General features: G+C 59.2%; 23 protein-coding genes and 4 pseudogenes. 12 read left to right on the forward strand and 15 right to left on the reverse strand.

The genetic code is table 11. The features are described from left to right. Nucleotides 1-2 precede the first annotated feature (2 nt). The 3 genes from NLF94_RS08200 to NLF94_RS08210 all read right to left on the reverse strand — a co-directional run bounded on the left by NLF94_RS08200 (nt 3) and on the right by NLF94_RS08210 (nt 1,988). Complete coding sequence (locus tag NLF94_RS08200) at nt 3-944, reverse strand: hypothetical protein (RefSeq protein ID WP_350355853.1); 942 nt, start codon at nt 942-944, stop codon at nt 3-5. Between the two features lie 229 nt (nt 945-1,173). Next, nucleotides 1,174-1,671, reverse strand: coding sequence for a type II toxin-antitoxin system VapC family toxin (locus NLF94_RS08205; protein ID WP_254840979.1), 498 nt, complete (start codon nt 1,669-1,671; stop codon nt 1,174-1,176). Between the two features lie 5 nt (nt 1,672-1,676). Further along, nucleotides 1,677-1,988 (reverse strand): hypothetical protein, encoded by a 312-nt coding sequence (locus NLF94_RS08210; protein WP_254840980.1) that lies wholly within the window; start codon nt 1,986-1,988, stop codon nt 1,677-1,679. Between the two features lie 104 nt (nt 1,989-2,092). Here NLF94_RS08210 and NLF94_RS08215 point away from each other — a divergent pair. Then, nucleotides 2,093-2,233, forward strand: a pseudogene (locus NLF94_RS08215) (SOS response-associated peptidase); the annotation flags it as partial. Between the two features lie 21 nt (nt 2,234-2,254). Here NLF94_RS08215 and NLF94_RS08220 read toward each other — a convergent pair. Further along, the gene (locus tag NLF94_RS08220) at nt 2,255-3,280 is read right to left on the reverse strand and encodes a Cdc6/Cdc18 family protein (RefSeq protein WP_254840982.1); all 1,026 of its coding nucleotides are present in this window, start codon (nt 3,278-3,280) and stop codon (nt 2,255-2,257) included. Nucleotides 3,281-4,146: 866 nt separating this feature from the next. Between NLF94_RS08220 and NLF94_RS08225 the strand changes: the two genes are divergently transcribed. Next, the gene (locus tag NLF94_RS08225) at nt 4,147-4,509 is read left to right on the forward strand and encodes a DUF5658 family protein (protein ID WP_254840983.1); all 363 of its coding nucleotides are present in this window, start codon (nt 4,147-4,149) and stop codon (nt 4,507-4,509) included. Here the strand turns inward: NLF94_RS08225 and NLF94_RS08230 are convergent, their stop codons facing one another. The 6 genes from NLF94_RS08230 to NLF94_RS08260 form a co-directional block, all read right to left on the reverse strand. After that, complete coding sequence (locus NLF94_RS08230) at nt 4,510-4,887, reverse strand: hypothetical protein (protein WP_254840984.1); 378 nt, start codon at nt 4,885-4,887, stop codon at nt 4,510-4,512. It abuts the gene before it with no gap. Nucleotides 4,888-4,907: 20 nt separating this feature from the next. Beyond that, entirely contained in the window at nt 4,908-6,101 is a 1,194-nt protein-coding gene (locus NLF94_RS08235; protein WP_254840985.1) for a hypothetical protein, read from the reverse strand. A 951-nt stretch (nt 6,102-7,052) separates the two neighbouring features. Next, nucleotides 7,053-7,328, reverse strand: coding sequence for a type II toxin-antitoxin system HicB family antitoxin (locus tag NLF94_RS08245; protein ID WP_254840986.1), 276 nt, complete (start codon nt 7,326-7,328; stop codon nt 7,053-7,055). 323 nt (nt 7,329-7,651) lie between these two features. Further along, entirely contained in the window at nt 7,652-8,119 is a 468-nt protein-coding gene (locus tag NLF94_RS08250; RefSeq protein WP_254840987.1) for a type II toxin-antitoxin system VapC family toxin, read from the reverse strand. Further along, nucleotides 8,112-8,423 (reverse strand): AbrB/MazE/SpoVT family DNA-binding domain-containing protein, encoded by a 312-nt coding sequence (locus NLF94_RS08255; RefSeq protein WP_254840988.1) that lies wholly within the window; start codon nt 8,421-8,423, stop codon nt 8,112-8,114. Before NLF94_RS08255 ends, NLF94_RS08250 begins: the two co-directional genes overlap by 8 nt. Before the next feature lie 591 nt (nt 8,424-9,014). Next, on the reverse strand, nt 9,015-9,440 hold the full coding sequence (locus NLF94_RS08260) for a helix-turn-helix domain-containing protein (RefSeq protein WP_254840989.1): 426 nt from the start codon (nt 9,438-9,440) through the stop codon (nt 9,015-9,017). A gap of 136 nt (nt 9,441-9,576) precedes the next feature. Here NLF94_RS08260 and NLF94_RS08265 point away from each other — a divergent pair, with 136 nt between their 5' ends. From NLF94_RS08265 to NLF94_RS08275, 3 genes are all read left to right on the forward strand, one after another. Continuing rightward, on the forward strand, nt 9,577-10,149 hold the full coding sequence (locus NLF94_RS08265; protein ID WP_254840990.1) for a DUF8170 family protein: 573 nt from the start codon (nt 9,577-9,579) through the stop codon (nt 10,147-10,149). Nucleotides 10,150-10,407: 258 nt separating this feature from the next. Further along, nucleotides 10,408-10,698, forward strand: a complete 291-nt coding sequence (locus tag NLF94_RS08270; RefSeq protein ID WP_350355871.1) for a UPF0175 family protein — start codon at nt 10,408-10,410, stop codon at nt 10,696-10,698. Next, nucleotides 10,699-11,211: a PIN domain-containing protein gene (locus NLF94_RS08275; RefSeq protein WP_254840992.1), complete on the forward strand. Its 513-nt coding sequence runs from the start codon at nt 10,699-10,701 to the stop codon at nt 11,209-11,211. A gap of 277 nt (nt 11,212-11,488) precedes the next feature. Here the strand turns inward: NLF94_RS08275 and NLF94_RS08280 are convergent, their stop codons facing one another. Next, nucleotides 11,489-11,881, reverse strand: a complete 393-nt coding sequence (locus tag NLF94_RS08280) for a winged helix-turn-helix domain-containing protein (RefSeq protein ID WP_254840993.1) — start codon at nt 11,879-11,881, stop codon at nt 11,489-11,491. 89 nt (nt 11,882-11,970) lie between these two features. Here NLF94_RS08280 and NLF94_RS20945 point away from each other — a divergent pair. From NLF94_RS20945 to NLF94_RS08290, 4 genes and pseudogenes are all read left to right on the forward strand, one after another. Beyond that, a pseudogene (locus tag NLF94_RS20945) lies at nt 11,971-12,150 on the forward strand (DUF7509 family protein); the annotation flags it as partial. Nucleotides 12,151-12,462: 312 nt separating this feature from the next. Continuing rightward, nucleotides 12,463-12,918, forward strand: coding sequence for an NUDIX hydrolase (locus NLF94_RS20950; RefSeq protein ID WP_350355854.1), 456 nt, complete (start codon nt 12,463-12,465; stop codon nt 12,916-12,918). A gap of 220 nt (nt 12,919-13,138) precedes the next feature. Then, on the forward strand, nt 13,139-13,813 hold the full coding sequence (locus tag NLF94_RS08285) for a helix-turn-helix domain-containing protein (RefSeq protein ID WP_254840994.1): 675 nt from the start codon (nt 13,139-13,141) through the stop codon (nt 13,811-13,813). Further along, nucleotides 13,810-14,197: pseudogene (locus tag NLF94_RS08290) on the forward strand (hypothetical protein); the annotation flags it as partial. The gene NLF94_RS08285 and the pseudogene NLF94_RS08290, both read left to right, overlap by 4 nt. Before the next feature lie 90 nt (nt 14,198-14,287). On the opposite strand, the gene NLF94_RS08295 reads toward NLF94_RS08290, so the two are convergent. Continuing rightward, the gene (locus NLF94_RS08295) at nt 14,288-15,847 is read right to left on the reverse strand and encodes a sensor histidine kinase (RefSeq protein WP_254840996.1); all 1,560 of its coding nucleotides are present in this window, start codon (nt 15,845-15,847) and stop codon (nt 14,288-14,290) included. A gap of 700 nt (nt 15,848-16,547) precedes the next feature. Between NLF94_RS08295 and NLF94_RS08300 the strand changes: the two genes are divergently transcribed. Continuing rightward, complete coding sequence (locus tag NLF94_RS08300) at nt 16,548-19,586, forward strand: PAS domain-containing protein (RefSeq protein ID WP_254840997.1); 3,039 nt, start codon at nt 16,548-16,550, stop codon at nt 19,584-19,586. 1,027 nt (nt 19,587-20,613) lie between these two features. Further along, on the forward strand, nt 20,614-20,781 hold the full coding sequence (locus tag NLF94_RS08305; RefSeq protein ID WP_254840998.1) for a hypothetical protein: 168 nt from the start codon (nt 20,614-20,616) through the stop codon (nt 20,779-20,781). Between the two features lie 692 nt (nt 20,782-21,473). On the opposite strand, the gene NLF94_RS08310 is transcribed toward NLF94_RS08305, so the two are convergent. Continuing rightward, nucleotides 21,474-21,785 (reverse strand): DUF7562 family protein, encoded by a 312-nt coding sequence (locus tag NLF94_RS08310; protein ID WP_254840999.1) that lies wholly within the window; start codon nt 21,783-21,785, stop codon nt 21,474-21,476. Further along, entirely contained in the window at nt 21,782-23,434 is a 1,653-nt protein-coding gene (locus NLF94_RS08315; protein ID WP_254841000.1) for an NADH-quinone oxidoreductase subunit D-related protein, read from the reverse strand. The genes NLF94_RS08310 and NLF94_RS08315 overlap by 4 nt, the downstream gene beginning before the upstream one ends. 267 nt (nt 23,435-23,701) lie before the next feature. Between NLF94_RS08315 and NLF94_RS08320 the strand changes: the two genes are divergently transcribed. Then, on the forward strand, nt 23,702-24,358 hold the full coding sequence (locus NLF94_RS08320; RefSeq protein ID WP_254841001.1) for a helix-turn-helix domain-containing protein: 657 nt from the start codon (nt 23,702-23,704) through the stop codon (nt 24,356-24,358). Nucleotides 24,359-24,370: 12 nt separating this feature from the next. On the opposite strand, the pseudogene NLF94_RS08325 reads toward NLF94_RS08320, so the two are convergent. Then, nucleotides 24,371-24,550, reverse strand: a pseudogene (locus tag NLF94_RS08325) (RNA-guided endonuclease TnpB family protein); the annotation flags it as partial. Nucleotides 24,551-24,588: the final 38 nt, after the last annotated feature.

A 24,588-nucleotide genomic window follows, 5' to 3' on the forward strand; every position in this document is an offset into this window, starting at 1 on the left:
CGCTATTGGCCTCCAAAGCCGCCCCTCCACGCGTCCAGTAGGGGGTCCGCGGTGGCCGATACGGTCTCACCGTCAGCTGTAACGCCCGTCCCGACACCCTCCGGGGTCGGCGTCGACGACGCCGGCGTCGTCGGTTCCATACCGACCTGCGTGGCGCGTGCCGCGAGCAGCTGCTGCCAGTACGCGAGCGTCGTCTGGTAGTACGCGCCGTCGTCGACGGGGTAGACGAGCGTCTCGAAGTCCTTGCCGACGACCCGTGGCCCCATCCGGGTCTGCTCGCATTCGAGGTGGTGATCGGCAGCCCGCGCAACCGGCGCGGTGAATTCGTTTCGTTCGTTTCGGGTAACGAGCACCGGGATGTCGTACCCGTCGGCGTAGCTCCTCAATCGGGCGAGGGTTCGAGCCTGTAGCGTCTCGGCGTGGGTCTCACAGAGTGTGTCGTCGGCGCGGTACTGGGCGTCGACGGCCGGCGCGACAATCAGTGAGGGTGTGTGGGGCGACGTCTCCTCGTCGCGACCTGGTGCCCGTCGACTGGCTGCCCCGATATCGGCGGTGGACGACTGGATTATCTCGTTCACCGCTGTCGGGAGCTCACAGACGGCGCCGTAGTGCTGGTAGACGGTGAACCCGCGTGCCACGTGGATTCGGTCGAGCAACCGTTGACTAGGCGCGATTCGGGCGAGCGTGGTCGTCGTCGCGTGGCCGTTTGCGTCGACCCAGAAGGCGGGCCCGTCGTGCAGGACGAGATGGTCGAGCACGAGCGACTGCAGGAGTGGGATGCCGCGGCCGCCCTTCACATCGAGCAGTGTGATGCCGTCGTCGAGCGAGGGCAGTAGCATTTCGCCCGTCGGCGGATCGGCCTGGTCAGCGAGGGACCGATTACGGTCAGCGCCCCGTGTCGGCTGATCCGCTACCAATCGATTCGATGTTGTGTGTTTTCGCATACCCGATTCGTTGTCCCCATCCCCGATAAGCCGCGGCGTGGTGTTTCCGCGTTTCAGGAAAGGGATGAGATGGAAGCGAACCCCAGTTCAGTCTCTGTATTTTCTGAATCGATCGACCGATTCCGAGATCGTTTCCTGAATTGCCAGTGGTTCATGCTACTGTCTTTAACCAACAAACCGTCTTCTATTGGGTCGCACGTTGGTTAACCAACATCGTGTTGGCTAACATTTACTTTTGACTCCGATAGGGGAGCGTCGTAACGTCGAAGGTGTCGTAATGTCGGTCGTACGTGAGGATGTGATCGACCTCTAACTCGGCCATGTGTGACGCGACGATGAAATCAGTCAGGGAAGCATCGAGGTCGGTCCATTCAATAAACGTGTCCGTCGCATCACCGAATACCTCCGGAGTAACTGATTCGAGTTGATAGAGATCACTCTTATCGAGCGTCGTCAGAAACGTCGCGGCGTTTCGCATCGACGCCTGTTTTTTGAGGCGGGTCGCAGCTTCGTCGACGATATGGTCGTTCACGACCAGTCGTCGATATGGGAGATCACCGTCGCGGACAAAATCCATGAATGCACGTGAGATGGGATGCATCTGATCCTGCGGATTGAACAGCGCATAGAGGAACTTCGGGCCACAGACGACTTGGTGACGTATCGAACCCGGTCGAAAGTGTTCAGCGGTCACCGTGCCAATCGGTGTCTCAACTGGTTCTGCCATCAGAGTTAGGAGTTTGAGGAGGGGTCCTCAGCGAGAGCGAACGATTCATCGTTGCCGTGCCACTCCTCAACGAGATCGTCTTCTTCTCTGGCGTCTGTCTGTGCTGTCCGTGGGAGCGACGAATTATCGAGCTCATCGAGAACTGTAAAGGCTGCATCGTTCGGATCGGCCTGTTGTTGACGTTCGACCCACTCAATCAACGCCTCGTGACTGGCTTCTTTGAGCGACAGTCCGTGTTCCTCAGCGAATTCTCGAAATCGCTCGTACTCCTCCTCGCTCAACTCAGTTTGGACGTGTTTGGTATCGTTGCTACTCATCCTGACCCTCCTGATGTCGTGCGGATGTAGCGTCTCATGAAGCATAAGATGTTCGCATGTAATAGTTCATAAAATAGAGCTCGACTAGAGCCCTCCACAGTTTGAAAGTGTGCCAGCTGTACCCGAAAGATGATCTGGATGCCTACGAGATCCCGACGCGAGTCAACAACCTCGGCAACAACGATCCCCAGGTCATCGAGCCGCTGGACCACGAGCAATCGGGCCTCGGCGAATTCAGTTCGTGATAGGTGACGGCGTCACGGTCACTACATCGGCGATGCGGTTGCCGAATCGACGAGCGAGTACTCTCGGTCCCGACTCGTCCCCTCCGCCTCGAGGAGGTTGTACTGCTCCATCTTTGAGAGGTACGTGCGGACGGTGCGTTTCGTCCGGGGGTCGTCAACTGCCTCGGAATAGTACTCGTGAATCTTGCTCGGTCCGAGAGGCCCGTGGTCGCGGACGATATCGTAGACGACGCGCTGGTGCGGGGTGAGTGAATCGAGGCTCTTCTGCTTGATCTGGGCGCGAGCATCCTCGGCGGCATCGAGGAGCATATCGTCGGTGATGCGCTCGTGGTGCTCGCGATCGGCCGTGCTAGCCGCTGTTCGAAGGATGCCGATGGCGAGGCGGGCGTCGCCGGCGGCCGCATCAGCAATGCGATAGAGCTGGTTGTCAGTGATGACGTCCTCGTCGAGGCCCCACTTCACGCGGGCGCTCAGGATGTCGAAGAGTTGCTCGTCGTGGTACCTGTCCATCCTGACGTGCTCGCTGGATCGGAGCCGACTCACGAGGCGGTCGTCGACGCGACTGAACAGCTCTTCTTCGGTGTTCGCGATGCAGATGATCGCGAACTGCGGGAGGCTGTGGAGGTCGTAGATGACGCCCGGGTCCTCCAGTTGGTCGACCTCGTCGAGGATGACGACCGTTCGCGGGCCGTCGTGCTGCTGGAGGCGGTCGACGAGTTCGTCGTGCGGCGTCGACTGTCGGTGGATGTCGATGGTGGCGCCGAGGTCGTCGAGGATCTGGTAGAGGGTCCGGAATCGGGTGTAGTTGCGCCAGCAGTTGACGTAGGTGGCCTCGACGTCGAGGACCTCTTCGCGGAGCCGTTCGGTGACGAACTTGGAGATACAGGTCTTGCCGGCGCCGCTGGGGCCGGTGACGAGAGCGGTGTCGGCGGGTTCGCCGTTCGTGATGGGTTCGAGGACGCTGGAGAGGTGGTTGACCTCGGCGTCGCGGTGCTCGACCTCCCGAGGGACGAACCCGGCACGGAGGACGCGAGCATCGCGTATCATCTATACTTGGTAGGTGGATTTTCAGGCTAGTCATAAAAACGTGACCGGGTCGTTTCCGGAAAATCTACTTCGCCCCTATCTGGCAAGATAGACGTAGCGCTGTGGTGCGACTCTGTATAAAATAGCTGTTTCCGGGAATCTCTTATTTGATGTAATTTAAACCAACTGTCAAGATGGTGCTGGCAGTCGCTACTTGTATCGTCGGGATTAACACTTGATCGACCCCGGCGGCATTATCCGTACCGCTCAGTGGGCCGGTTAGCCTTGATTTCCGACCATGCCGTCTAGAATCCACAGGCACTACGCCTTTCGGTCCTGATGTGTGAGCGATAGGTCTCGCTCTCATACGCTTGCTCGTACTGTTTCGAGAAGAATGACCTCCGTTGCTCGACGCGTCGTAATTAACGCGACTGCCTCCGAACCGGGACCCGATAGAGCGGTCCCTCAGGGAGACCGTCGGCGATCAGTTCCAGTCCTTCGATACTCCAACGATGTCACCGGAGTGAGACCGGTTGTCTCGCACCGAATGGCTGCTGGTCGGCGACGGTGGTCCGGACCGACCGTCCGGTCTAAGATTTCCGCGTCTCATCGCAAGAGGGGTCCTCAAAAACGTTCTTTGAGGCGTTAGGAGAAATGCCACGCGCTTAGCGGTGCGTGTTCAACCGCGTTCTACCGAGGAAACAAGGCGAGGGGCTCAACCCCGAGACGGTCCACGGACTGGCCCACGAAGAGCACCGGTCCCATCTCGGCCGTGACTTTCGAGAACTGAAACTGAACGCGACTATATCACTGCTGGGACCGTTCTGGAAAGTATAGGAGTTTCAGAAAGACATGACAGTCGGGTTAGAATCTAATCGGGGGCCCTGATGGCCACTTCGCAACCCGTCCATGATGCGTGGGCCGGGCATCTCTCCGAACCACTGGAGTGGTACCTGCTGTGGGGCATCGCGCTACTGACGTACGGCGTTGGTGACGGTCTGTCCACGATCGCCATTATCTCCACTCCGGGCGTTGTCGAGACGAATGTGCTGATTCGGTGGCTCGTCGGCATGTATGGACACGCCGGATTGATCGGCCTGAAGCTCACCGTATTTTTTGTATGTCTCGGCGTCAGCCTCTACGGGAGTCGTATCGAACGCGACGCAGTACTGTACTACGCCCCGATGGTACTGCTCGCAGTCGTGGGAGTGTTCACCACTGCGGTCAATATCGGGCTTCTCTGGGCCTGATCACTCGGCGTCGGGATTGCTCGACCCCGTCACTCCTGACGAGGGATCACTCGACGTGTCCCCACTGTCACCACCCTCCTGTTCATCCGGCGTGTCCGGAGTCACACTCGGTTCGTCAGGCGTCGGTGTGTCCGTGGCCGGCGGTGCTGTGTCTGTGGCCGCTGGTGACGGCGTCGTCCCGTTCGGCGACGATGTCGGCGGTGCGTCGCCCGACGGTTCCGTCGGCGTTGGCGTCGATTCCACCGGGCCCAGAGTACCCGACTGGTCTTCGTTCACGAACGGGACGATGCCGAGTCCCGCACCGAGCAGCACGACTATCACCAGCACCAGGAGGATGCCTCGGCGTCGCGAATCCTGGTCGTCCTTTGAACGGACCATCTACCGAGCTCGCAGTGTGATTACTGCCCGCCTCCGCTCGCTCCAGTGTTGGAATCTCCAGTGACTCCACTCCCTGCTTTTTGATTCTCGACGGTGACGTCGAACGCGGCCGTCGTGCTGATGACCGCGGGATGTGAGTCAGCGACGGCCTGAAGCGCGTCGTAATTGTTTTCAGCCGGGCTGCCGGCTCCGTTATCCTCTATCGAGGGATATCCGTCGTTCCCGTCCATAACTAGGACGGAGTTCCCACCATTGTCGCTCTTGATGTCCGATGGCCGAACGTTCTCGAGGTGGGGATCTTCCCTGGCAGCTGTAGGCACGTCGCCATTGTAATCGTTCGACAGGTCGCCCGAGACGAAGTACTGCACCGCACTTTCGTTGATGGTCTGCAGCGCGAACGTGTAGCGGAGTTCTACGCTGGTTGTCGTGGAGGAATCATCCTGGCCCGTGTCGAACTGGTCGGTCCCCGACGCGGCTCCGTAATATCCGCTCGCTGCCCCCGGGAAGTTGTTGACCAGCGGCAGGCTGCCGCCGTTGTTGGTGAGCGTGGATGAGCCGGTCTCTGCGGGCTCACCTTCCGGCTTGGCGATTCTCCCATTGTCGAGCTCTGTGTAGGCATCGTCAGCGGACCCGACCGACCCGCCGCCGAGATAGGAGTCAGAGTCAACGCCACTCGGGTATCCCGACGCACTGCTGTAGTCGGGCCGCCCGAGTTCGTTGGCGATCTGAATGGATCGCGGAAGTGATCGGGGGTCCTCACCAACAGCACTGCGATCCTGTGATGACTGCAACATTATATCACTAATCTTGTCGGTGTACTCAAAGTGCCCGGTCGTTCCAGGTTTTGTCCTGGTGACGCCGGGCAACGCACCGGGCGTCAGCCACGGCGTCGAGCGGAACACCGGCGACCAGTCGGTCTGGGAGCCGACTCTGGCTTCCATGACGTAGAACACTTTGCCGATGGCGGTGTCGAAGTTCTCCCACTCGACGCGGAACGTCGGGTCGATCGTGACCTTCGACAGGTCCCCCCGATCGTTGGCCACGGAGGACGGGTTGGTCGCACTGATAGCGACGTTGAGCGCGGCACCCCGTCCGGAAAGCATGTACGACCCCAGTCCTGCACCGGTAGCGACTACGCCGGCCGTACCGAGTGTTCTCAATGCTGTGCGTCGATCGATGTGGAGGCTGCGGCCTCTTTCATCATCGTTCGTCATTGCAAATTCCCCATTTTTTTACGCGAACCAACCAGAGTCGGCCGATCGCCGATTGGATGGTGTAACCGCTAAATGCCCATACTGCTATTGAAGATTTATCCTAGAATATCTTGGGCTTTATATTCACACCGCCCGATACCATTAGTTCTACAATAATATATTCTATAGGGCGTGAAATTTTTGATTGCCGAGAATTTTTTCAAGGATTCGGGCAATTTTGCTGGTTGTGGGGTGCTTCGCAGTTTATAGAGTTTTATTTTATTCTTTAACTGTGATTAAATATATATTCTATTAATATTATCCACTCTCCCAAGGTCACGGAGTGCAGAGCCAGTCGAGACACCGATCGGAAGAATCACGCCCGAACACTTCCGGCTTGGTCACGTTCGACACAAAGCTGTCGTCGGCCCGATGTTTCTGTATACGCTGTTCAGTCCTCGCGATCAGATGGATTCAGTCTCACGGGCGTTCTTGACCTCCTCCCCGCGCTGGCTGTCGTCGGTGGTTCCGCACGACGCACACGACTTCGAGGTATCGCGTTCGTTCACGCGCTCGACGTCGACGGCTCACTCGTCGTCGATCTCAAGCCAGCGCTGCAGGCCGAGCGCTGACTCCCCCTCTCGTTGACGCTGCGTAAAGTACCTCGTCTCTCATTGGGATCGGGCTGGTTGACAGTGGCCCTCACCGATGGTCGTCGATCCATTCACAGAACGCCTCGAAATCCGCTGCGCCGGCATCGTCGGCGATATCGTGGAGTGTCCCGATACTGATCGAATCGAATCGTGGGCCGGAACGGTCACCACGCGTGCATCCGTATTCTCGTGGGATTCTGGTGGGTTCCAGCGCAGAATGAGATGATCACCCGTCGTCCGGACGTGCCTGAACCCCCCGACATTCACCAGTACCTTGTACACATCCTCACCGGAAAAGTCCCGCGTCACCATCGCGACGCTACTGCAACACGTCGGGCAGGTCGTCACTCTGTTCGCCTGCTGTCTGGGGATCAACACCCAGGTCACGAATCTCCTCGTCGGTCGGCGCACGCCCTCCGTCACCGTCGATGGCCTCGACGACGGCGTCGAGATCGTCGAGTGCTGCCGCCCGACTCTGCCCCTGGGCGGTCACCTCCGCACGGAGGTCACGAGCCGTCCACTGTCCATCCGGGTTCTTCACTAACCGGATTTCTCGATCAGGAGTGTCGACATCGCCCGCGTCGACTCGCGACATACCCATGGTACTTCGCCAAGATGCAAAACGCTTCGGGAGCCACCAGAAACAGGTGTGGTCATCGAGCAAGACGAACGCACACTGAGCATCTGATTCGGCAGGGACCCTCCTACTGGACAGCGGCCCATGCTCCATCCGTCCTCTCTATTCAGCAGCCGGGACCTGACAGATATTAGGTAGCTACCGGGTCAGTCTGATATAGCAATCCACTACACCGGCCGATCCGCGGCTTGCCGGACGGGTGTGTGAGTCGTTCTATGACATCCTCTACTCGCACTGTCAGTTCTTGGCAACGATTTCTTTATTTATATCTATGTGTGAAATCAACTACCGAGAAATCTGTTTAACTCAGCAAATTCATCGGGAGAGAGGACCGCTTCGGTATCAAACGCATCAAATCGTTCGAAGTCGTCATCGATTGTCAGCACAGTATTCACCCCTTCGTCGATGGCGACCTGGGCGTAATACCCGTCCCAGCCATCAACGTTTGCGTCACTCGATTGAGAAAGCCCACCCCGAACAACATCTTCTGGCATACGGTCATACCAACGTATTCGCTTCGCATCCATGAGATTCTGGAGACGACGAGAGGCACCTGAACTCGAGCAGCCGAACGGGCCTGTGAGAACGTGGTGCGCTCCGAACAGCGCAGGGTACGGCACGACGGCGTCGATCTCACCAGCGATCGCCTCTCGGATGAGTGTGAGCGCAGGGTCACGCACTGGTGCGGTCGAGTGCGCGAGGGCGATCACTCCGACATCGAGCAGATACGGACCGCCAGCGTCACTCATCGGTGGCTTGCTCCGCGCCGTTTCGGACGTTCTCTCTGAACTCTTGGGCGATTGAATCTGGATGTTCCGAGCGCGGCCGTGTCTCGCTGTGCTCTGTTGGGGAAGGCGGCCCGTCTTCTACGTCCCTCTTTTCGCCGATAAGCTCATCCATGCGTGCAATGATTTCGTCAGGCTCTTTCTCAGGCTCTACAACAGCCTTCCCATCCTCTTCGCGGATTTCTACCTCTGTCCCTGGTGTAATATCGAGGCGGTCTCGCACCGCCTGCGGAAGAACGATGCGGCCTTTCGAATCCACCTTTGCCATGTTCCCACATTAGGTGGGAATAAATATAATCGTTTTGACCCCCTGCCTTATTTCACACTTTCCGTTGAATGAAGAAGTCGTATTACCAACTACTGCTATGCAATGAGACCGTCGGAATGGAAAACTTGGAAGATTGATTGTTTGTCCAACTCGCGAGGAGTGGGCGTTCTTGAGACGTAGCTGTCGAGCTAGCAGCCAAAGCCGCTGAACGGACAGAACTTCTTTATGATTATCTGACCAATGAGTCCGTACGGATGCCATCAGCAACTCGGAACCATGGCCCTGGGGTGCTTCCGTTCGAGTGGCCCGTCTGGTTGACCGCACTCGTCGTCGCGGCGATGTTTGTGGCTGGCCGTCTAGCCGACGGCCTCTCTACAGGCCCGGCGGTTGCTATTAACGCCGCCAGTGTCGTTATCGGGGTTGTCGCACTCCACGAGGTCTGGGCGAAGTATCGTGCCCGATTTTGATCTAATAGACTGAACTTGCTGGTTGTCGCCCTCGAAATACACGACAGGGAGAGGGCGTCATAGAACAATTTGTATGAGCGCTCAGTTCGTCGCCTCCGTCGGCGTCCGTCCCCCCGAGACGGCGTCAGTCGGGGCGTGGCATCCGCTCGAGCTCCTTGATTCGGTCCGTCTTATTGACTGATTGATACTGTCGCTGCCAGGCCTCTTTCGGGAATAGGCCGTTGCGGTCGAACAACTCCCGGGCCTGATTCGTGAGCGAGAAGAACTGGTAGGGGAAGTCTCGAAGCCGCTCTCCCGGTTCGAGCTCGTCGACGGTGACCACATCGACATCCTCAAGGACGCGAAGGTGCCGGCGGATGGCATCGTCGCTGAGATTGGGGTTCATGTAGTCGAGTTCCTCGACGGTAGGGGCACCCTTGGGATGGCCGACGATGTCAGCAATCAGGTCGGACCGCTTCTTGTCGGTCGCTTTCTGGAGGGCATGCCAGGCGTAATCGTTGGAGATAGCGGTCTCCGCGGTGGCGTTCTCCGTCCCGCTGGCGGGCTGCATGGGTGTATGTACGCTTCTAAGTGGGATAAACATTTGCACTGAAATATAACTGGTTCACAACTAATCAGAAAATGATTTGCTATTAGTTTGACTACGGAGACACAATTAATACCGCAAGCAGTTCAAAAGTGCCGCAATGGACGTTGGCGATCCCGTCGATGATGCGACGCCCGATGACTCGGATTACATGGCAGCCATTGAGGGTGTTGAGCTCACTCCTCGAGAGCACCAGCAAATCAAAGACATCGTTCACGGCGAGCGCCTGAAACGGATTTCGGGCCACGACCGGCGGTATCTGGTTGCTGGTGCTGGTTCAGGTCCGGCGGCTGACCGTCGCGGAACGGTTGTTGAATTGCTTGACGAACGCCCTCAAGCGGTTGCAATGCAGTTGGAGGATTTCGGCCTTTCCAGCAGCCAGATCAGGTTGTGGGTCCGAGTGTTCGATATTCTCTGTGGGCAGGCAACCCATATCGTTGCCGTTCTCGAGGACTCTGACGGGGGGTACGTATGGGAGCTCGGGCTGTTGTTCAGTCCGAGTTACCGGGCGAAAGCCTGGGTGCTCAAACGTCGCTACTCGGACCCAACAGCGGAGCGGGCCCACTACGATAATTCGATGGCCGCCTCCCACCTGGAACTGTTGAGCGACGGGCGGTGTCTGGAGTGGACTGATGTCGCGGAGTTACGGACCGTCGTCGAAGACGTGCCCTGAAGCTGACCGGTGGTGCCGAATTAGTCAACTGCGCTGCGGGGCAGGCCCCGAGTCACCTGGGTGGCGGTCGATCACCTCGACGCTGATCTCGAGGCACTGTGAATGTGGGGCTTCGACGCCACGCCCTTCATTTACCTCGCGAATATCGACCATCTCGCCCTCGTCCGGCAGCTCAACACGTCCTGTGTCGTTCCCGAACGTATCCACTCCATCGGAAGCACCGAAGCGTTTGTATACATTGCACACGAAGTAAACAGTATGGGAACGATCTCGACACGCGTGCCCGACGAGTTGGAGGCCGAACTCGAGGCGTATCTCGAAGCCGAGACGCTTGACCGGAGCACGGCCGTGCGGAAACTCCTCTCCGAGGGGCTCGAGGAGTGGCGTCGCGAACAGGCCCTCGACCAGCTTGCGGCAGGCACCGTCACGTTTAGCAAGGCGGCTGAGCTGGCAGGGATGTCCGGTTGGGACTTTGCACAGCTCGCCAAAGAACGTGATATCACCTGGGTGGCGGAGGATCATCTCGACGCGGATCTCGAGGCACTGTGAATGTGGGGCTTCGACGCCACGCCGCTCATCTACCTCGCGAAGGTCGACCGTCTCGCGCTCGTCCAGCATCTTGAAGCGTCGTGCGTACTCCCGGAGCGTGTCTACGAGGAGGTCGTCGAAACTGGTCTCGAGCAGGGATATCCGGACGCCCGGCGCATTGAGCGCAGCGTCGATGCCGACAGGTTTGATATTGTGTCGGTCGAGACCACCGCATTGTTGACCCGCCTCCAGGATAATAGCAACCTCAGCGACGCCGATGTCGCTGTCCTCGCCTGCGCCGACGCCCACGATGGTGTGGCCGTGATGGATGAGACGTACGGTCGTGACGTTGCAGCGGCCGAGGGAATCACCACCCGGGGGACGGCATATCTCGTGCTAAAACTCGCGAGCGAGGGGACGATCAGTGTCGACGATGCCCGAGCCGTGATTGATGCGATGATCGACGAGGGGTGGTACTGCGCCCCCGACGTCTATGCGAAAATCATTCAGAAACTCGAGTCACTTGCGGACTGATGTGTCACCCGCTGCGGCACAGAGGGTACGCGCCATAGCGCGGATGTGTTCTCGTTTTCAGTCTATTCGAGCGAGATCACGAACCTGGTTACTAGTCTGACATCGTCCACACGACCAAATCAGTGGAATTCGCCTCGCTACCACTGTAACTGACCGGATCTGGAGCACCGTCGGGTGGCTTTTCCTGGAATACGTTAACCAACGTACCGAATTGACAGCCTACATCTGTTGGTTAAATCTGAAACACGTACCGACGACGAGGATGTCCTCTGACAGCTCACGAATAGGCGTCGTTGAACTCCCGTTCACGGCGCATCAGTTCCTCGACACCATATTCGAGAATCCCGTGTCCCATTGCCGTCGGCCGATAGTACGTGTAGAGCCCCTGGCTGTCGGCGGTCCGTCGCTGGCGCTTGTCGACGAGGCCGACATCGACCAGCTCGTCGAGATGGTAGTGGAAATTGTGGGATTCGACATCGACCGCAGCTTTGAGATTTGCAGCACTCAACTCGTCGTTGGCGACGAGCGTGCGGAGGATCCGGAACCGCGTCGGGTGACCGATCACCTGTTGCATCGCGAGATACTCTTCAAGCGTGAGCCCACTATCCTCGGGGAGCGGCGGGTCCAGCTGGCGAACCACCTCCGTTGCATGGCGGTCAGTTTCGGACATCTGTGGGGGGCCTCAAACTAGACGGTGAGACGCCGTATACTTAGGGATTCTCGACTAGAATATTACTGGGAAACTCGGTATTTGTATATCGAAGCATGGTCGCGGCAGAACTATCGGTTCGTAGTGCGATGCTTGGCGCAGTCCACACACGCTTGGACGCTAGTGTCCGCACCTTCACCGATGCGGCGGACTGCTGTCGGCTCTGCGGCCAGTTCTGCACCCACATTCAGAACAAGGAACTCTATGGCTCGCTTGACCGTCTCGACTGAGGGGTGTCCGTCGCCGGCTCCAGAAGACCTCGTCGCCAAATCTGCTACGAAACTCATCCGACAGCGATGCTCTTTGCTACACTGCCGCAAGGCGAAAGCCCACGATTGTAGGCGTGGAATGCCCCGGACAACAGGAAAACATTGACCTCCGCCGCGTTTAGGGGGAGGACTCAGCGAAATTGCCATTTTCGAATAGCCTGGCCATGTCGACCCGCAACTTCTGCAAAAGCGGTTCTAACAGTTCAATAATACAGCTATACAAAAGAGTACTGCCAAAAATATTATGTGTGCTCCTACCTCACCCCGTATTCCATGCGGGGTGAGTTGCGTACCTCTGAGGGGGCTGACTCGCCAGCGAACCGAGGTGGGTGGTGCAGACGTGGCGTGAAGGCGCTGATACGGACTGACGAGTCGGTGCTGCTGGTCAAGGAGCGACGAGTAGATGGTTCAGTGTTTTGGACACTACCGGGCGGCGGTCTCCAGGCCGCCGAGTCGGCACACGCGGGCCTCCGTCGGGAACTCCGCGAGGAACTCGACTGCGAAATCGTCGTTCACGATTGGACCGGCCGTATCTGCTACGCCCACCACTCACGGGACGGGGTGGTCTCCACCTACGATATCTACGATTGTTGTGTCGCGTCTTCAATCGATGCCAATCGTACTGAAGGCATCCTCGAAGCTCGATGGGTCGAATCGGAGGTGGTACCGGCGCGAACGATTCCGCAGGTTCGGTGCCTGATCGAGTGTTCCGCTACTCTGCAGGCGTGAGATTCTTTACTAGTCTGTGGTAGTTCTGCCGACTCGGTGCTGGGGCTGTACGATACCGTCCTTGTCGAGGAGGGCCTTGAGTTGCCGGTGTTTTCACGGGATCGGGGTGACTCGAAAAACCCTGGCTAATGGAGTTCCACCATAACCACCATAAGAGTACCCCGAAATCACACGCGCTAGTAAGCCTTTTAACTGTTACCGAATTATTGGTAACTACCAGATGTACGAGGTTATCGACGACACCGCGGCGCAGGTTATCCTCGCTATCGAGAGTGGTGACTCCATCCGTCGTGTCGCCCAACACCTCCACACGCCGTACGAGACGGTGAGACAGGCCGTCAATCGCCTCGAAGACGCGGGCTACGTCAGCTATGACGGCGGCCTCTCAGTCGTCGACGAGCGCGTACGCGACGCAGCGCGCGAGCTTATCGCTGCCAGCACCGGCGTCAGTCCCCCCTCCATCGAGGAGGCCTACGTCATCCCACAGTTCGGTGACTGGCCGTTCGCGTTTACGCGGATCGACGCCGTCTACGTGTGGACCCAAGGCGGCTACCAAGTTGGGCGGAATCCGGATGACTATCCGCTATTCCTCGCTGTTCGTGAGCAGGATGTCGACGCCTGGGAGGCGTTTTTCGAGTCGTTCAGCCTTCCCACCGCATTCGAGCGACAGCCCCGAAGCGAACTGGACGGACCGCTGCAGATTGTCCTCGAGCCCCGCCCGTCACTCAACATCGAACACGTCGAGGGGTACCCGGTGATCCCGAGAGACGAGACGATCGAGTACATGCGCGAGAACTACGCCCAGTTCCAGTCGGCGCTGGCGATGGTCGACCGGATGTACGAGGACCTCGACCTCGGTGTCACGTATCGAGAGACCGAACGGGCACAGCCATGAGCTTCAACAACCGAAGTGACTCGCTCATCGAACTGCTCAAGGAGCTCACAAGAAGGCCACGAGTTCGTTCTCGTCGGTGGCTACGCAGTCTCAGCGTTCAATGCACGCTTCTCTACGGAACTCGATATCGTCGTCGCACCAGACTCCAAGGCCGGGGTCGGCGAATTCCTCGAACAACGGGGTTTCGAGGAAACGGACAGCCACGCCAAGGAGTGGTTCTACGACACCGAAGTGATCGAGCACGAAAAGAGGCTCACGCCGCAACAGCCGATCGGCTTCGATCTCCTGGTAAATGGACTCGGGTGTCGCCAGACGGAGGCACAGTGGTCGTTCGACTACCTGTACGACCACAGCCACCAACAGGAGGTGAGCGGAGGCACAGTTGATGTGGCGTAGAACGGGAGTCCACGCGAAAGCCCCACCCTCAACGAGCGAGCGGGGCGATTGCCCCCGAGCGAAGTAGGGTAGGGTAGTTTACTCGAACGTTCTCCCCAACCGACGCAGCCGTGGCGAGACATACCGGTAGCCAAGCCCGGTGAACAGCCCTAGCGTGATTCCCCACACCACATGAGCCGCAAGCAACACCCCCGTGAGGTTTGGAATCGGGACCTGGAACCCGAGTAACCGTAACCAGAGCGGGGCAATGACGCCGGCAGCGGCGGCCCAGAGAACCAGTGCCCACACGATCCCGATGGCCACGAAAGCCGGGAGGTGGTCGCGGTACGCCGTCGGCGCAACCGAGACCAGACCGGCGTAAATGAATGCGAAGACGGCACTGTGGAATTCGTGGGTTACCCAGCCAATGACGGGGTCGGAGATGCCATAGAAGACGCCGATCGCCGCCACCGACCCGCCGAGTTGCTCCGACACGATACCGTAGGCGACTCCCGCGAGGATGGCTGCCCCGAGGGTGACCGCCAAGTGAGGAACATCCAGCCGGATTCCCGTGATTCCCGACCGACTCGGTTCAAACCCGATCTCGGTCCCCGTCGGGCGTGCGAGGGTGACCGTGATCGTCGACCCAGTGTCGGTCACCTCGGTGTCGATGGTGCCCCCGAAGCTCTCGACGAGCAGCCTGACGATGTTCAGGTCGTAGCCGTCGCGCGGATCGTCGAAATCGGTGATTTCGCCGGATTCCAGGAGGACCTGCTGTGGGTCGGGTAGCCCGGGTCCCTCGTCGGCGACGCTGATTGACACATGGGTGGCCGTCTCGTCGACCGAAACGCATACCGTGGGCTCGTCGGATGTCGCGTGGACGATGGCGTTATCAAGGAGGTTCTCGAAAACCTGTTCCACCCTCTCGGTCGCCTGGACCTGAACCGAACCGGGGCGGTCGCCAACCGAGATCGTCGCGGCGGGGTGGCGGTCGGACACAGTCTCGATACTCCGGTCGAGGCAGTCCGATACGTCGACGGACTCTCCTCCGGCGTCCTGGCTTGTAGTCCGGGTTAAATATCGAACTTCTTCGATGGTCGTCGCGATGTCAGTCGAGTGTTGTTCGATGATCTCGGCGTCGTCGGTGTCATGCTCACCGGCCCACGCTGCGTACCCCTGGATCACGGTTACTGCATTGAGGACCTCGTGGCGGAGGAGGCGATTGAGGACCTCGAGGCGGTTCGTCTGCTCGCGCAATTCACGCCGCTGTCGCTGCGTGCGGGCAGCATACAGGCCCGTCAACGTCCCACCGAGGCTCCCACCGATTAGGAAATTCGAAAGGTAGAGCTGCGACCGTAGTGCCGCGGGCCTCGGGAGCGTTCCACCGGTCGAACCGATCAGCGTAAGCAGCACGAGCACCGCCATCGTTCCAGCGCCGATAACACACCACAGGGCGGTCGTCCGGACGAGCGACGCCTCCACATCAGCAACCATCAGCGCCACACCGAACGCAGCCACCCCCAGTCCGAGCAGGAGCGGGAGCACCCCGGCCGCGTAAAATCGAACCGGGTCGTCGATCGCGATGGTCACGGTGAATCGGGTGAGAAAGAACCCGATTCCGGCGACGATGATGCCGCTGTAATTCAGTCTCCCCCTCACGGATGGGTATAACGATATTGGAGAGAGTAATAACCTCTCGGGTGCGCTCAGGGTGTCCGATTCGGGGAGGGTTGGTAGCCCAGATACCCCTGAATGGCCACCCTCTCGACGAATATACGGATACGGCCATCACGAATGGCCAGCGTGTCTATCGCCAGCAGTTCCATATCGACGAGCCGGGGCTGACGGACGTGTTTACGTTCCAGTACCTCCGGGATACAGGGGAGTAGATTCGGTCGGAGTGGGCCGATATTTAGCACAGAACGCTCGTTCAGACGGCGTGGTACCCATCTTTTCAGCAGTCTTTTAAGTCAGTGTCTACTCGGTATAGTACCGAGTAACCCGAACGAAGCGGCCAGCAGACAATATCTCACCTCGTGACTCGAGGACACTACCCGAGTCGGTCCCACGACTGAGAACCCACGCTGTTTCACGCCGCCTACTTCTGGGGCCACGAATCCACTATGACGACTTCACATTCGAGCCGACTGTTCGAGAGTGGCACCGCAAACACACTCTATGCCACCATCCCCGCACAGCTCGTGACCGATTCTCAGTTCCCCTTCGAGCCTGACGACGCTATTAGAGTCTCCATCGATGGCGATCGTCTCATCATCGCTCCCGACAGGGACGGGGACACAGGGGGTTCCGAATGAGCACTACGTCTACACAATCTCACGATCACCTCGAGGAAATCAGGGTGCTCCACGTCGATGACGAGCCGAACTTCGCTGAGATGGCTGCGAGGTTCATAACGGGAGAGGACCACCGGTTCAGTATCGACACTGCGACAAGCCCCAGCGAGGGACTCGACCGGCTCGACGATGGACGGTTCGATTGTGTCGTCTCCGACTACGATATGCCCGAACAGAACGGGATCGACTTTCTGAAAACCGTCCGTGAGACCCACCCCGATCTACCGTTCATTCTCTTTACTGGCAAAGGCTCCGAAGAAATCGCCAGTGAGGCCATCTCTGCTGGCGTCACTGACTATCTGCAGAAGGGAACAGGGACCAGTCAGTACACAGTACTCGCCAATCGGGTCACCAACGTCGTCGAACAGTTCCGATCACGACGGGCCATCACGGAAACCCAACAAAAGCTCACCCAGCTTGCCGAACATACCGACGATATTCTCTTCATGTTTACCGGAGACTGGAGCGAACTCCTGTTCATCAATTCAGCATACGAAGAGATTTGGGGCGGCTCGATCGATGAACTCTACGACGACCCGGCATCGTTTTTGGAATACATCCACCCTGCCGACCGCGACAAAGCCATCGAGATGATGGATCGGATCTCCAGTGGCCAGTCGGACGAAATCGAATATCGGGTGCAACGCCCTGACGGTGACCAACGGTGGATCCACGGCAAGACCAAGCCGATCGTCGACGCAAATGGATCTGTCTCCCGAATTGTCGGCTACGTCCGCGATATCACCGACCGGAAAAAGCGTGAACGGGAACTCGGGCGAAAAGAACGCCGGTATCAGGCCGTGTTCAACGACCCGAACATCCTCGTCGGATTGACCGATACAGACGGCACGGTCCGGGACGTCAACCAGACAGCGCTGGAGTACATCGATGCCGACCTCCAGGAGGTGATTGGCGACCCGCTCTGGGAGGCCCCGTGGTTCGACCATTCGGAAGCCGTCCAGGACGACGTCAAAGACTGGATAGCCCGCGCCGCCACTGGCGAGTACGTCGAGTTCGAAGTCGAGCTTGTACGGCCCGGCGGGGACCCGTATACAGTGTCCGGGGTGTTCAGACCAGTCACGAACGCCGATGGTGAGGTCGTCTCGCTGCTCATTTCCGATCGAGACATAACCGAGTCGAAACAGCGGGAACGCGAACTCGAACAGACCAACGCACTCCTTTCGACACTGATTATGGCGCTTCCAGAGGGCGTGCTCGTCGAAGACGAGTCGCGACAAATATTGACTGTGAATCAACAGATGTTCGATCTCTTCGAGTTGCCGGACTCGCCCGAGGACGTCATCGGCGCAGACTGTGCCGACATGGCTGAATCGATCGCTGGCATGTTCGACCACTCCGAGCAGTTCATCGAGCAAATCAACGAACGGCTCGGTGACCGCGAGCCTGTCGATGGTGAAGCGCTTGCGCTTGCGGACGGCCGAACGTTCGAGCGAACCTATCGGCCGATCGAACTCCCCGATACTGATGGCCATCTGTGGATGTATCGGGACGTAACCGCCCGCAACACCCGCCAACAGGAACTCGAAACGGTCCAGCGACGATTCGAAGCCGTCCTCGAGAACACGACGACGCCGATGTTTATGAAGGACGACGATGGCAGGTATATTTTTGTCAACCAGGCGTACCGGGACCTCTTCGACCTTCGAGACGAGGATATCATCGGGCGAACCGACCATACGATCCACTCACCGGAGATAGCGGCCGAAGTCCAGCAGAACGACCGATCCGTCCTCGAACGAGGCGAGCCGCTCGAGATCGAGGAACGAATCAGCAGCAACGGTGTGGAACGGACCTTCCTGTCGACGAAAGTCCCCATCTACGACACGGGGTCACGATCCGATCCGGATGTCCCTGTTGCTCTCTTCGGGATCGCGACGGACATCACCGAGCGGACAGCCCACGTTCAGCAACTCGAAGCCCTGAATCAGATTGCCCAGGAGTTGATGAGTGCAGACACGCGAGAGGAAGTCGTCGAGATCGGTGTCGAGATGACGCGGGATCTCCTGGGAATGCATGCGAATTCGATTCATCTGTACGACGAGGCCGCCGACGCCCTCGTTCCGGTGGAAGTCACCGACGCCATCTACGATCTCGTTGGCGAGCCACCGACGTTTACCGGAGCGGACAGTATCGCCTGGCGCGTCTACCAACAGGGAGAAACACTCGCAGTAGACGATGTCCACGAGGATCCGGACCGATATAACCAGGAGAGCCCGATGCGGAGCGAACTCTTCCTGCCCCTCGGTGAGTATGGGGTTATGCTCGCCGGATCACCGTCCCCCGAGACCTTCGACGAACAGGACGTCCTTATCGGGGAGATTCTGGCCGGTGTGCTGACGGCAGCCCTGGAGCAGGTCGAACGAACCGAGCAACTCCGTACCCGTGAGCGGGAACTCACGAGGCAAAACGACCGTCTCGAGCGGTTTGCCAGCATCGTCAGTCACGATTTGCGGAATCCGCTTAGTGTCGCCACCGGGCGCCTGGAACTGGCTGCCGGAGAGTGCGACAGCGAGCATTTGGACCACGTCGAGCAAGCCCACGAGCGGATGCGGACCTTGATCGAGGATCTGCTCGCACTCTCCCGTGACGGTGAGACTGTCGACGATCTCGAACCGATCGCTCTCGGGCAACTGGTAGAGGGCTGCTGGGAGACAGTCGAGACCGGCGAGGCCAGACTGGGCTCGATTCCCGACCAAACGATAGAGGCCGACCGGAGTCGACTGAAGCAGCTGTTCGAGAACCTGATGCGGAATGCGGTCGAACACGGTGGCGAGAACGTAACGGTGCGGGTCGGTTCGTTGGCCGATGGGTTTTACGTCGAAGATGACGGCTCCGGTATCCCAGTCGACGAGCGTGAACCGATATTCGAAGCCGGCTACTCCACAGGTGAAGACGGGACCGGCTTCGGATTACACATTATCAAACAGATAGTCGATGCCCACGACTGGCGAATCCACGTGACGGACAGTGACGAGGGCGGCGCACGTTTCGAGATCACTGGCGTGGAAGTTGTTGCTGTATAGAGTCGCTGTCATCAGCACAGCCGTCGAATCCCATCAACGTTTGAAGGTTTCAACGCGCCCGGATTATTTACATATTGATTATCCATATCTAAAATGTTCGGGACTGCGGCGTGCGTTGCGATTCTCACATCCCAGATGGTGGGCAACATAGTGGTGTACACCCTGTGTAGCGCTTGCTTTGCCGGGTGTACGGTTGGCTTGACGGCCGCAATGTGGGTTCGTTCGTGCTGTGTAGGCGGCGGCCGAGACAACGGGTCTATTTCGCAACTGTTCGATGGGTACGGGAATCTGCCTGTCTCGCAGTTTCGAGTCGAGAGTACCTGTCCGGCAGTCCCGCGACACACGGCGGTCGATATTCAACAGGGGTGTAGACTGGAGAGTTACCACTCCCAATGCCGGCCGCATGTATATCTGAAACCCCGATACACCCCTGAAGATATGGGGGTGTATCGCCCGTTTTCCAGACCCGAGATGTCGTTCAACCGACCACCTTCGAGCGTCAACGAGACTCCAGTGGACTCTACATCGTACATAGAGCGACCACAATACTCGGTCAGGTTCTCCTCTGCTCGCGGCACCGCCCGCTTCTAGTCGGCCGCGCCGAGACGGAGTCACAGCGTGGCTCCTGGACACGCTTGCGGCGGCTGTGGTGATTGTACTCGATAGGTATCGCCGACCGCAGTCGAGCCGTGTATCGAACGCGACTCCTTGGTGGGTGTACGTTCCAATTGTTCGACGACCTCCACTGGTATTTCGGCTACCATCCCGAGGGGGCAAATATCGCGAGACCACTGTGCCGGAACGATAAGCAAACCCTACGGCCGAACCGATATCGGTTAGCGACTCGCACGGACCCGACAGGTACGTACTCGATGGCCGAAAATCCGCAGGTATTAGGGTTCTCAAGCCCATAGAGTAACTGATGGGCCGCTCTCGTACCTACCGCTGTCTGAACTGTCTGGAGGAGACGGTTACCCGGTCGTTCGACACGTCGCATCTATCGCGACGGTGTCCGGACTGTGGCTCAATGGAACGGTTCGTCAACGAGGCCGTCTACGAGCAGTTCAGGTCCTTCGAGGCTGCCCCGCCGGCGTCGCTGGAGTGGGACCAACTGTCTCGCACCGAGCGGCTGTTGGTCAGTGAGCGGGTCGTCCGAACCGATCGGTCGGTCGAGGATTTCGACATCGCGACGTGAGGGGGGCTCGGAGCGACGGTATCCAGATGGGCCAAGCCGCCTGCTTCAAAAATCAACGGTGATGTCGGTCGAGCGGTTAGCGTCGAGGACGCTGACTTCGTGGTACTCGTCAGTGTCGTCGAAGGTGTCCGTCCCGTTCTATGTCGAACTCCCGTAGCAGTCGTTGGCTTCGAATCGGGAGTAGAGGTTTGACCGCTTTATCTGGTTGTATGGCTCAGCTTTCTTCTCTCATTCGTCACACTTCTCCAGAGAACCCTTGTTATATTATCATGATTGAAAACATGTAAGTAGGATAAGACACAGTCACAATGTAGCGATGAGCCGTTACCCCAGGGGGGTCCGGGCTGCGACCCTGAAATGTATCGCGTGCAACGCCCCGGTCGTGGAGACGGTCGATTCGGAATACAAATGCGTCGAATGTGGGGAGGCGCCTATCGAGCCGCATAGCGGCCCATCTACGGCTGCTGCGGACGATTAACGAGCGATGCCGCTTGCATCGGTTCGATTTTCTTTGCCACTCACTAGCAACGAGACGCTCCTTGATCCCTCGGGCACACCACCGGTCGCCTGCCAGGCCCTCAGCACGGAATAACCATACCTAGCCTTGACCTCCCCCACGGCTGAAGCCGTGGGATTTCGCCTTGCACTACTGTGAACCGCGGAGTACCATCAAATCGGTCAGCAGAGAGTTGCTACGTCCGTTTCCCGCTCTGTTCCGCGTCCGTGTTCACCAGCCGGTGGTACTGTCTGAGGAACGTCGTGCGGTCGGTTCGGCCGGCGTCGGCCGCCACGAGCGTCTCCTCGAGTCCGTCCCGGGTCTGGTGGCAACAATTACGATAGCAGGGCTTGCACAGGTACTCGAAGGTCTTGCCCTCGCGACTCCAGCGGTCGCCGTGTTTGTCGTACTCACGGGCATCCTCGCGGTCGAGGGTCTCACCGCAGGCGATGCACGTCACCTGCTCGTCAGCGTCGCCGCCCCACAGTGTCGAGGCGGGTGTCGTCATCTGTCCACCTCCCCCATGATAGCGTCCAGGCTCCCTATCGTCGCGATGAGGTCGGCAACGTACTCGCCCTCCGCCATCGCCGGGAGTGCCGACAGGTTCGAGAACGACGGACCGCGTATCTTGAACCGAGCGGGGGTCTCGGTGCCGTCGGCACGAATGTAGATGCCGAGTTCGCCCTTTGCCCCCTCGACGGCCCGGTAGCACTCCCCGGACGGCTTCAGCGTCCGCGGCACGTTGGCTTGGACGGTGCGCTCTCCGCTCGGCCAGTCCGCGAGAAGATCGACGCACTGGTCGACGATGGCCGCCGACTCCTCGATTTCCTTCAACCGGACGAGCACCCGGGAGAAGTTGTCACAGCCGTCCTCGGTGACGACGTCCCATTCGAGGCGGTCGTAGTAGCCGTACGGGTCGTCACGCCGAAGGTCATAGTCGATGCCGGAGCCGCGGGCGACCGGCCCAGTGACGCCGTACTGCTTTGCGACCTCCGGTGGTAGTTCACCGGTATCGACACACCGGGCCTGGAAGACCTCGTTGCTCGTCAGCAGGTCGTGGTACTCGCCGAGTTTCCGCGGCAGGTCGTCGGTGAAGGCGCGCACCTCCTCGAAGAACGCTTCCCTGGGGGAGGGGATATCCCAGGCGACGCCGCCGACTCGGAAGTAGTTGAACATGAGACGTTGCCCGGTCAGATCCTCCAGAAGGTCCTGAACGACCTCCCGGTCCCGGAACCCGTACATGAAGGTCGCGGTGAATTCACCGTTGACGTCCAGCGCGTACATGGCGGTGGCGAGCAAGTGCGACAGGATACGGGAGAGCTCGGCGCTCATCGTCCGGACGACCTGTGCGTACTCGGGGACCTCGATGTCGGCCAGGTCCTCGACGACGCGGGCGTAGGCCCACTCGTTGAGCAGGCCGGCCCCGCCCCAGTCCCAGCGGTCGGGGTACGGCATGATCTGGTGGCGATACGTCCCCTGCTGGCACATCTGTTCCTCACAGCGGTGGATGTAGCCGATGTCCGGCTCGACGTCGACCACCTGCTCGCCGTCCAGTACGGTCTCGACGTGAAGGACGCCGTGGGTCGACGGGTGGTGCGGACCGATGTTGATGAACATCGTGTCCGTGCCACCCTGTTCACCCCGATGATCCTCCTCCAGCGGGTTGGCGTGCTCGTGGAGTGTGACGACCTGTGGTTGTTCCTGGTCGTAGTCCTCGCGGAGCGGATGTCCCTGCCAGGTCTCCGGCAGCAGGATACGACGCAGGTCCGGATGGCCCTCGTACTCGATACCGAGGAGGTCGTAGGCCTCCCGTTCGTGCCACTCGGCCGTCGGGTAGACCGCTGCCGCGGACTCGCCGACAGGGTCGCCCCGCGTCGTCGGGACGACGACCGACAGTTCGCGCGTCCGGTCGTCGTAGCTGGTGAGGTGGTAGACAGTCTCGAAGCGGTCTTCGTACTCCTGGGCGGTCACGCACGAACAGTGGTCGAAGCCCGCCTTCGAGCGGAGCGTCGAGAGGACGTCACGGACTCGGTCGGCCCGGATTACGATTGCCGGGGCGTTCTCGTGTGACCGACGGCCGACGAGAGCGTCCTCGGGGAGGGCTGTGACCGCCCTGTCCACGGGTCGGCCGGCGGTCGGGACTCGTTGCTGTTGCATCGTCTAGTGGGCGTCAGTTCTCGGCGTAGTGCAGTAGGCGCACTGCCTCACCTGTGGTGGAATATAAGTGTCGACGGGGAATTCTCACGACCACTCCGCATCGAGACCGACGAACAGCCGAACGCGACCACGAATACCGGCGGCTGGACGACGGTTCCCGCCTGCGGTATCAACACACCCCCTGGAGCGTTCGGTTGTATTCGAAGGCCTTGATTTCGAAGTCGCGGGGATTCGTGGTGCTTAATCGCATGCGTTCGAAGTTGATGTATGCGATATCTCACGGTGTTGGTCGAACCCGAGGGAGGGAGCGCGTTCCATCCACTTGGCGAAGAGCTGACGGCGGAACCCTCGATCGAGCGGCGAGCGATTCATCGTGTCGAACTTCTCGCCGACGACACAGTGCTGCTGTTTGCCGAGGCGAGCGGCAGCAAAGAACGGTACGAGCGAATCATGGACGATTCTCCGCACGTCGTCGATTATCTCGTCGCGGGCGAGAACCGCTGGATGGCTGTGAGTCAATTCGAACCGACGGAAGCGGTCCGGCGAGCACTGGAACTACAGCGGGAAACACTCCTGGTGATCGAGACGCCGATCCGCTTCACGTCCGATGATAATCTTCGACTCACGTACGTCGGGACCGACGAGACGTTCAGGAAACTGTCCGAGTACGTCGACGGGATGGACGCGATTACCTTCGACATTCTCGACATGGGTGATTACGATGTCGACAGGTCCTCGTTCAGGAGGCTGATCACCGCTCGGCAAGAGGAAGTGCTCGAGGCGGCCGTAGAGCTGGGGTATTATCGCGAGCCCCGCCAGGCGTCGCTCGAGGACATCAGTGGGGTCGTCGGAATCTCGCCTGCGACTGTCGGTGAACACCTTCGGAAAGTCGAGCAGCGTGTATTTGGCGAAATCGTCCAGTAAGCTAACCCACGGCTAAAGCCGTGGGCTTTCAGCGTGGACTCCCGCTCTGGCCGAATCTTCGGCAGGAGGCTCATACTCTCCGTTCGCGTTCAGCGTCCCGCTGTTCAAGCGCACGCCTACGGGTGCGCCTCCACCGGATCCAGTTTGGTTCTGGCGGAGATACCGCAATCCAATGTTCTTCGCCGCATTATGAATCGAACCCGACCCGGCGTGAGGCGAGAACTTCTCGG

The sequence above is a fragment of the Natronomonas marina genome (assembly GCF_024298905.1).
Taxonomy (GTDB): domain Archaea; phylum Halobacteriota; class Halobacteria; order Halobacteriales; family Haloarculaceae; genus Natronomonas; species Natronomonas marina.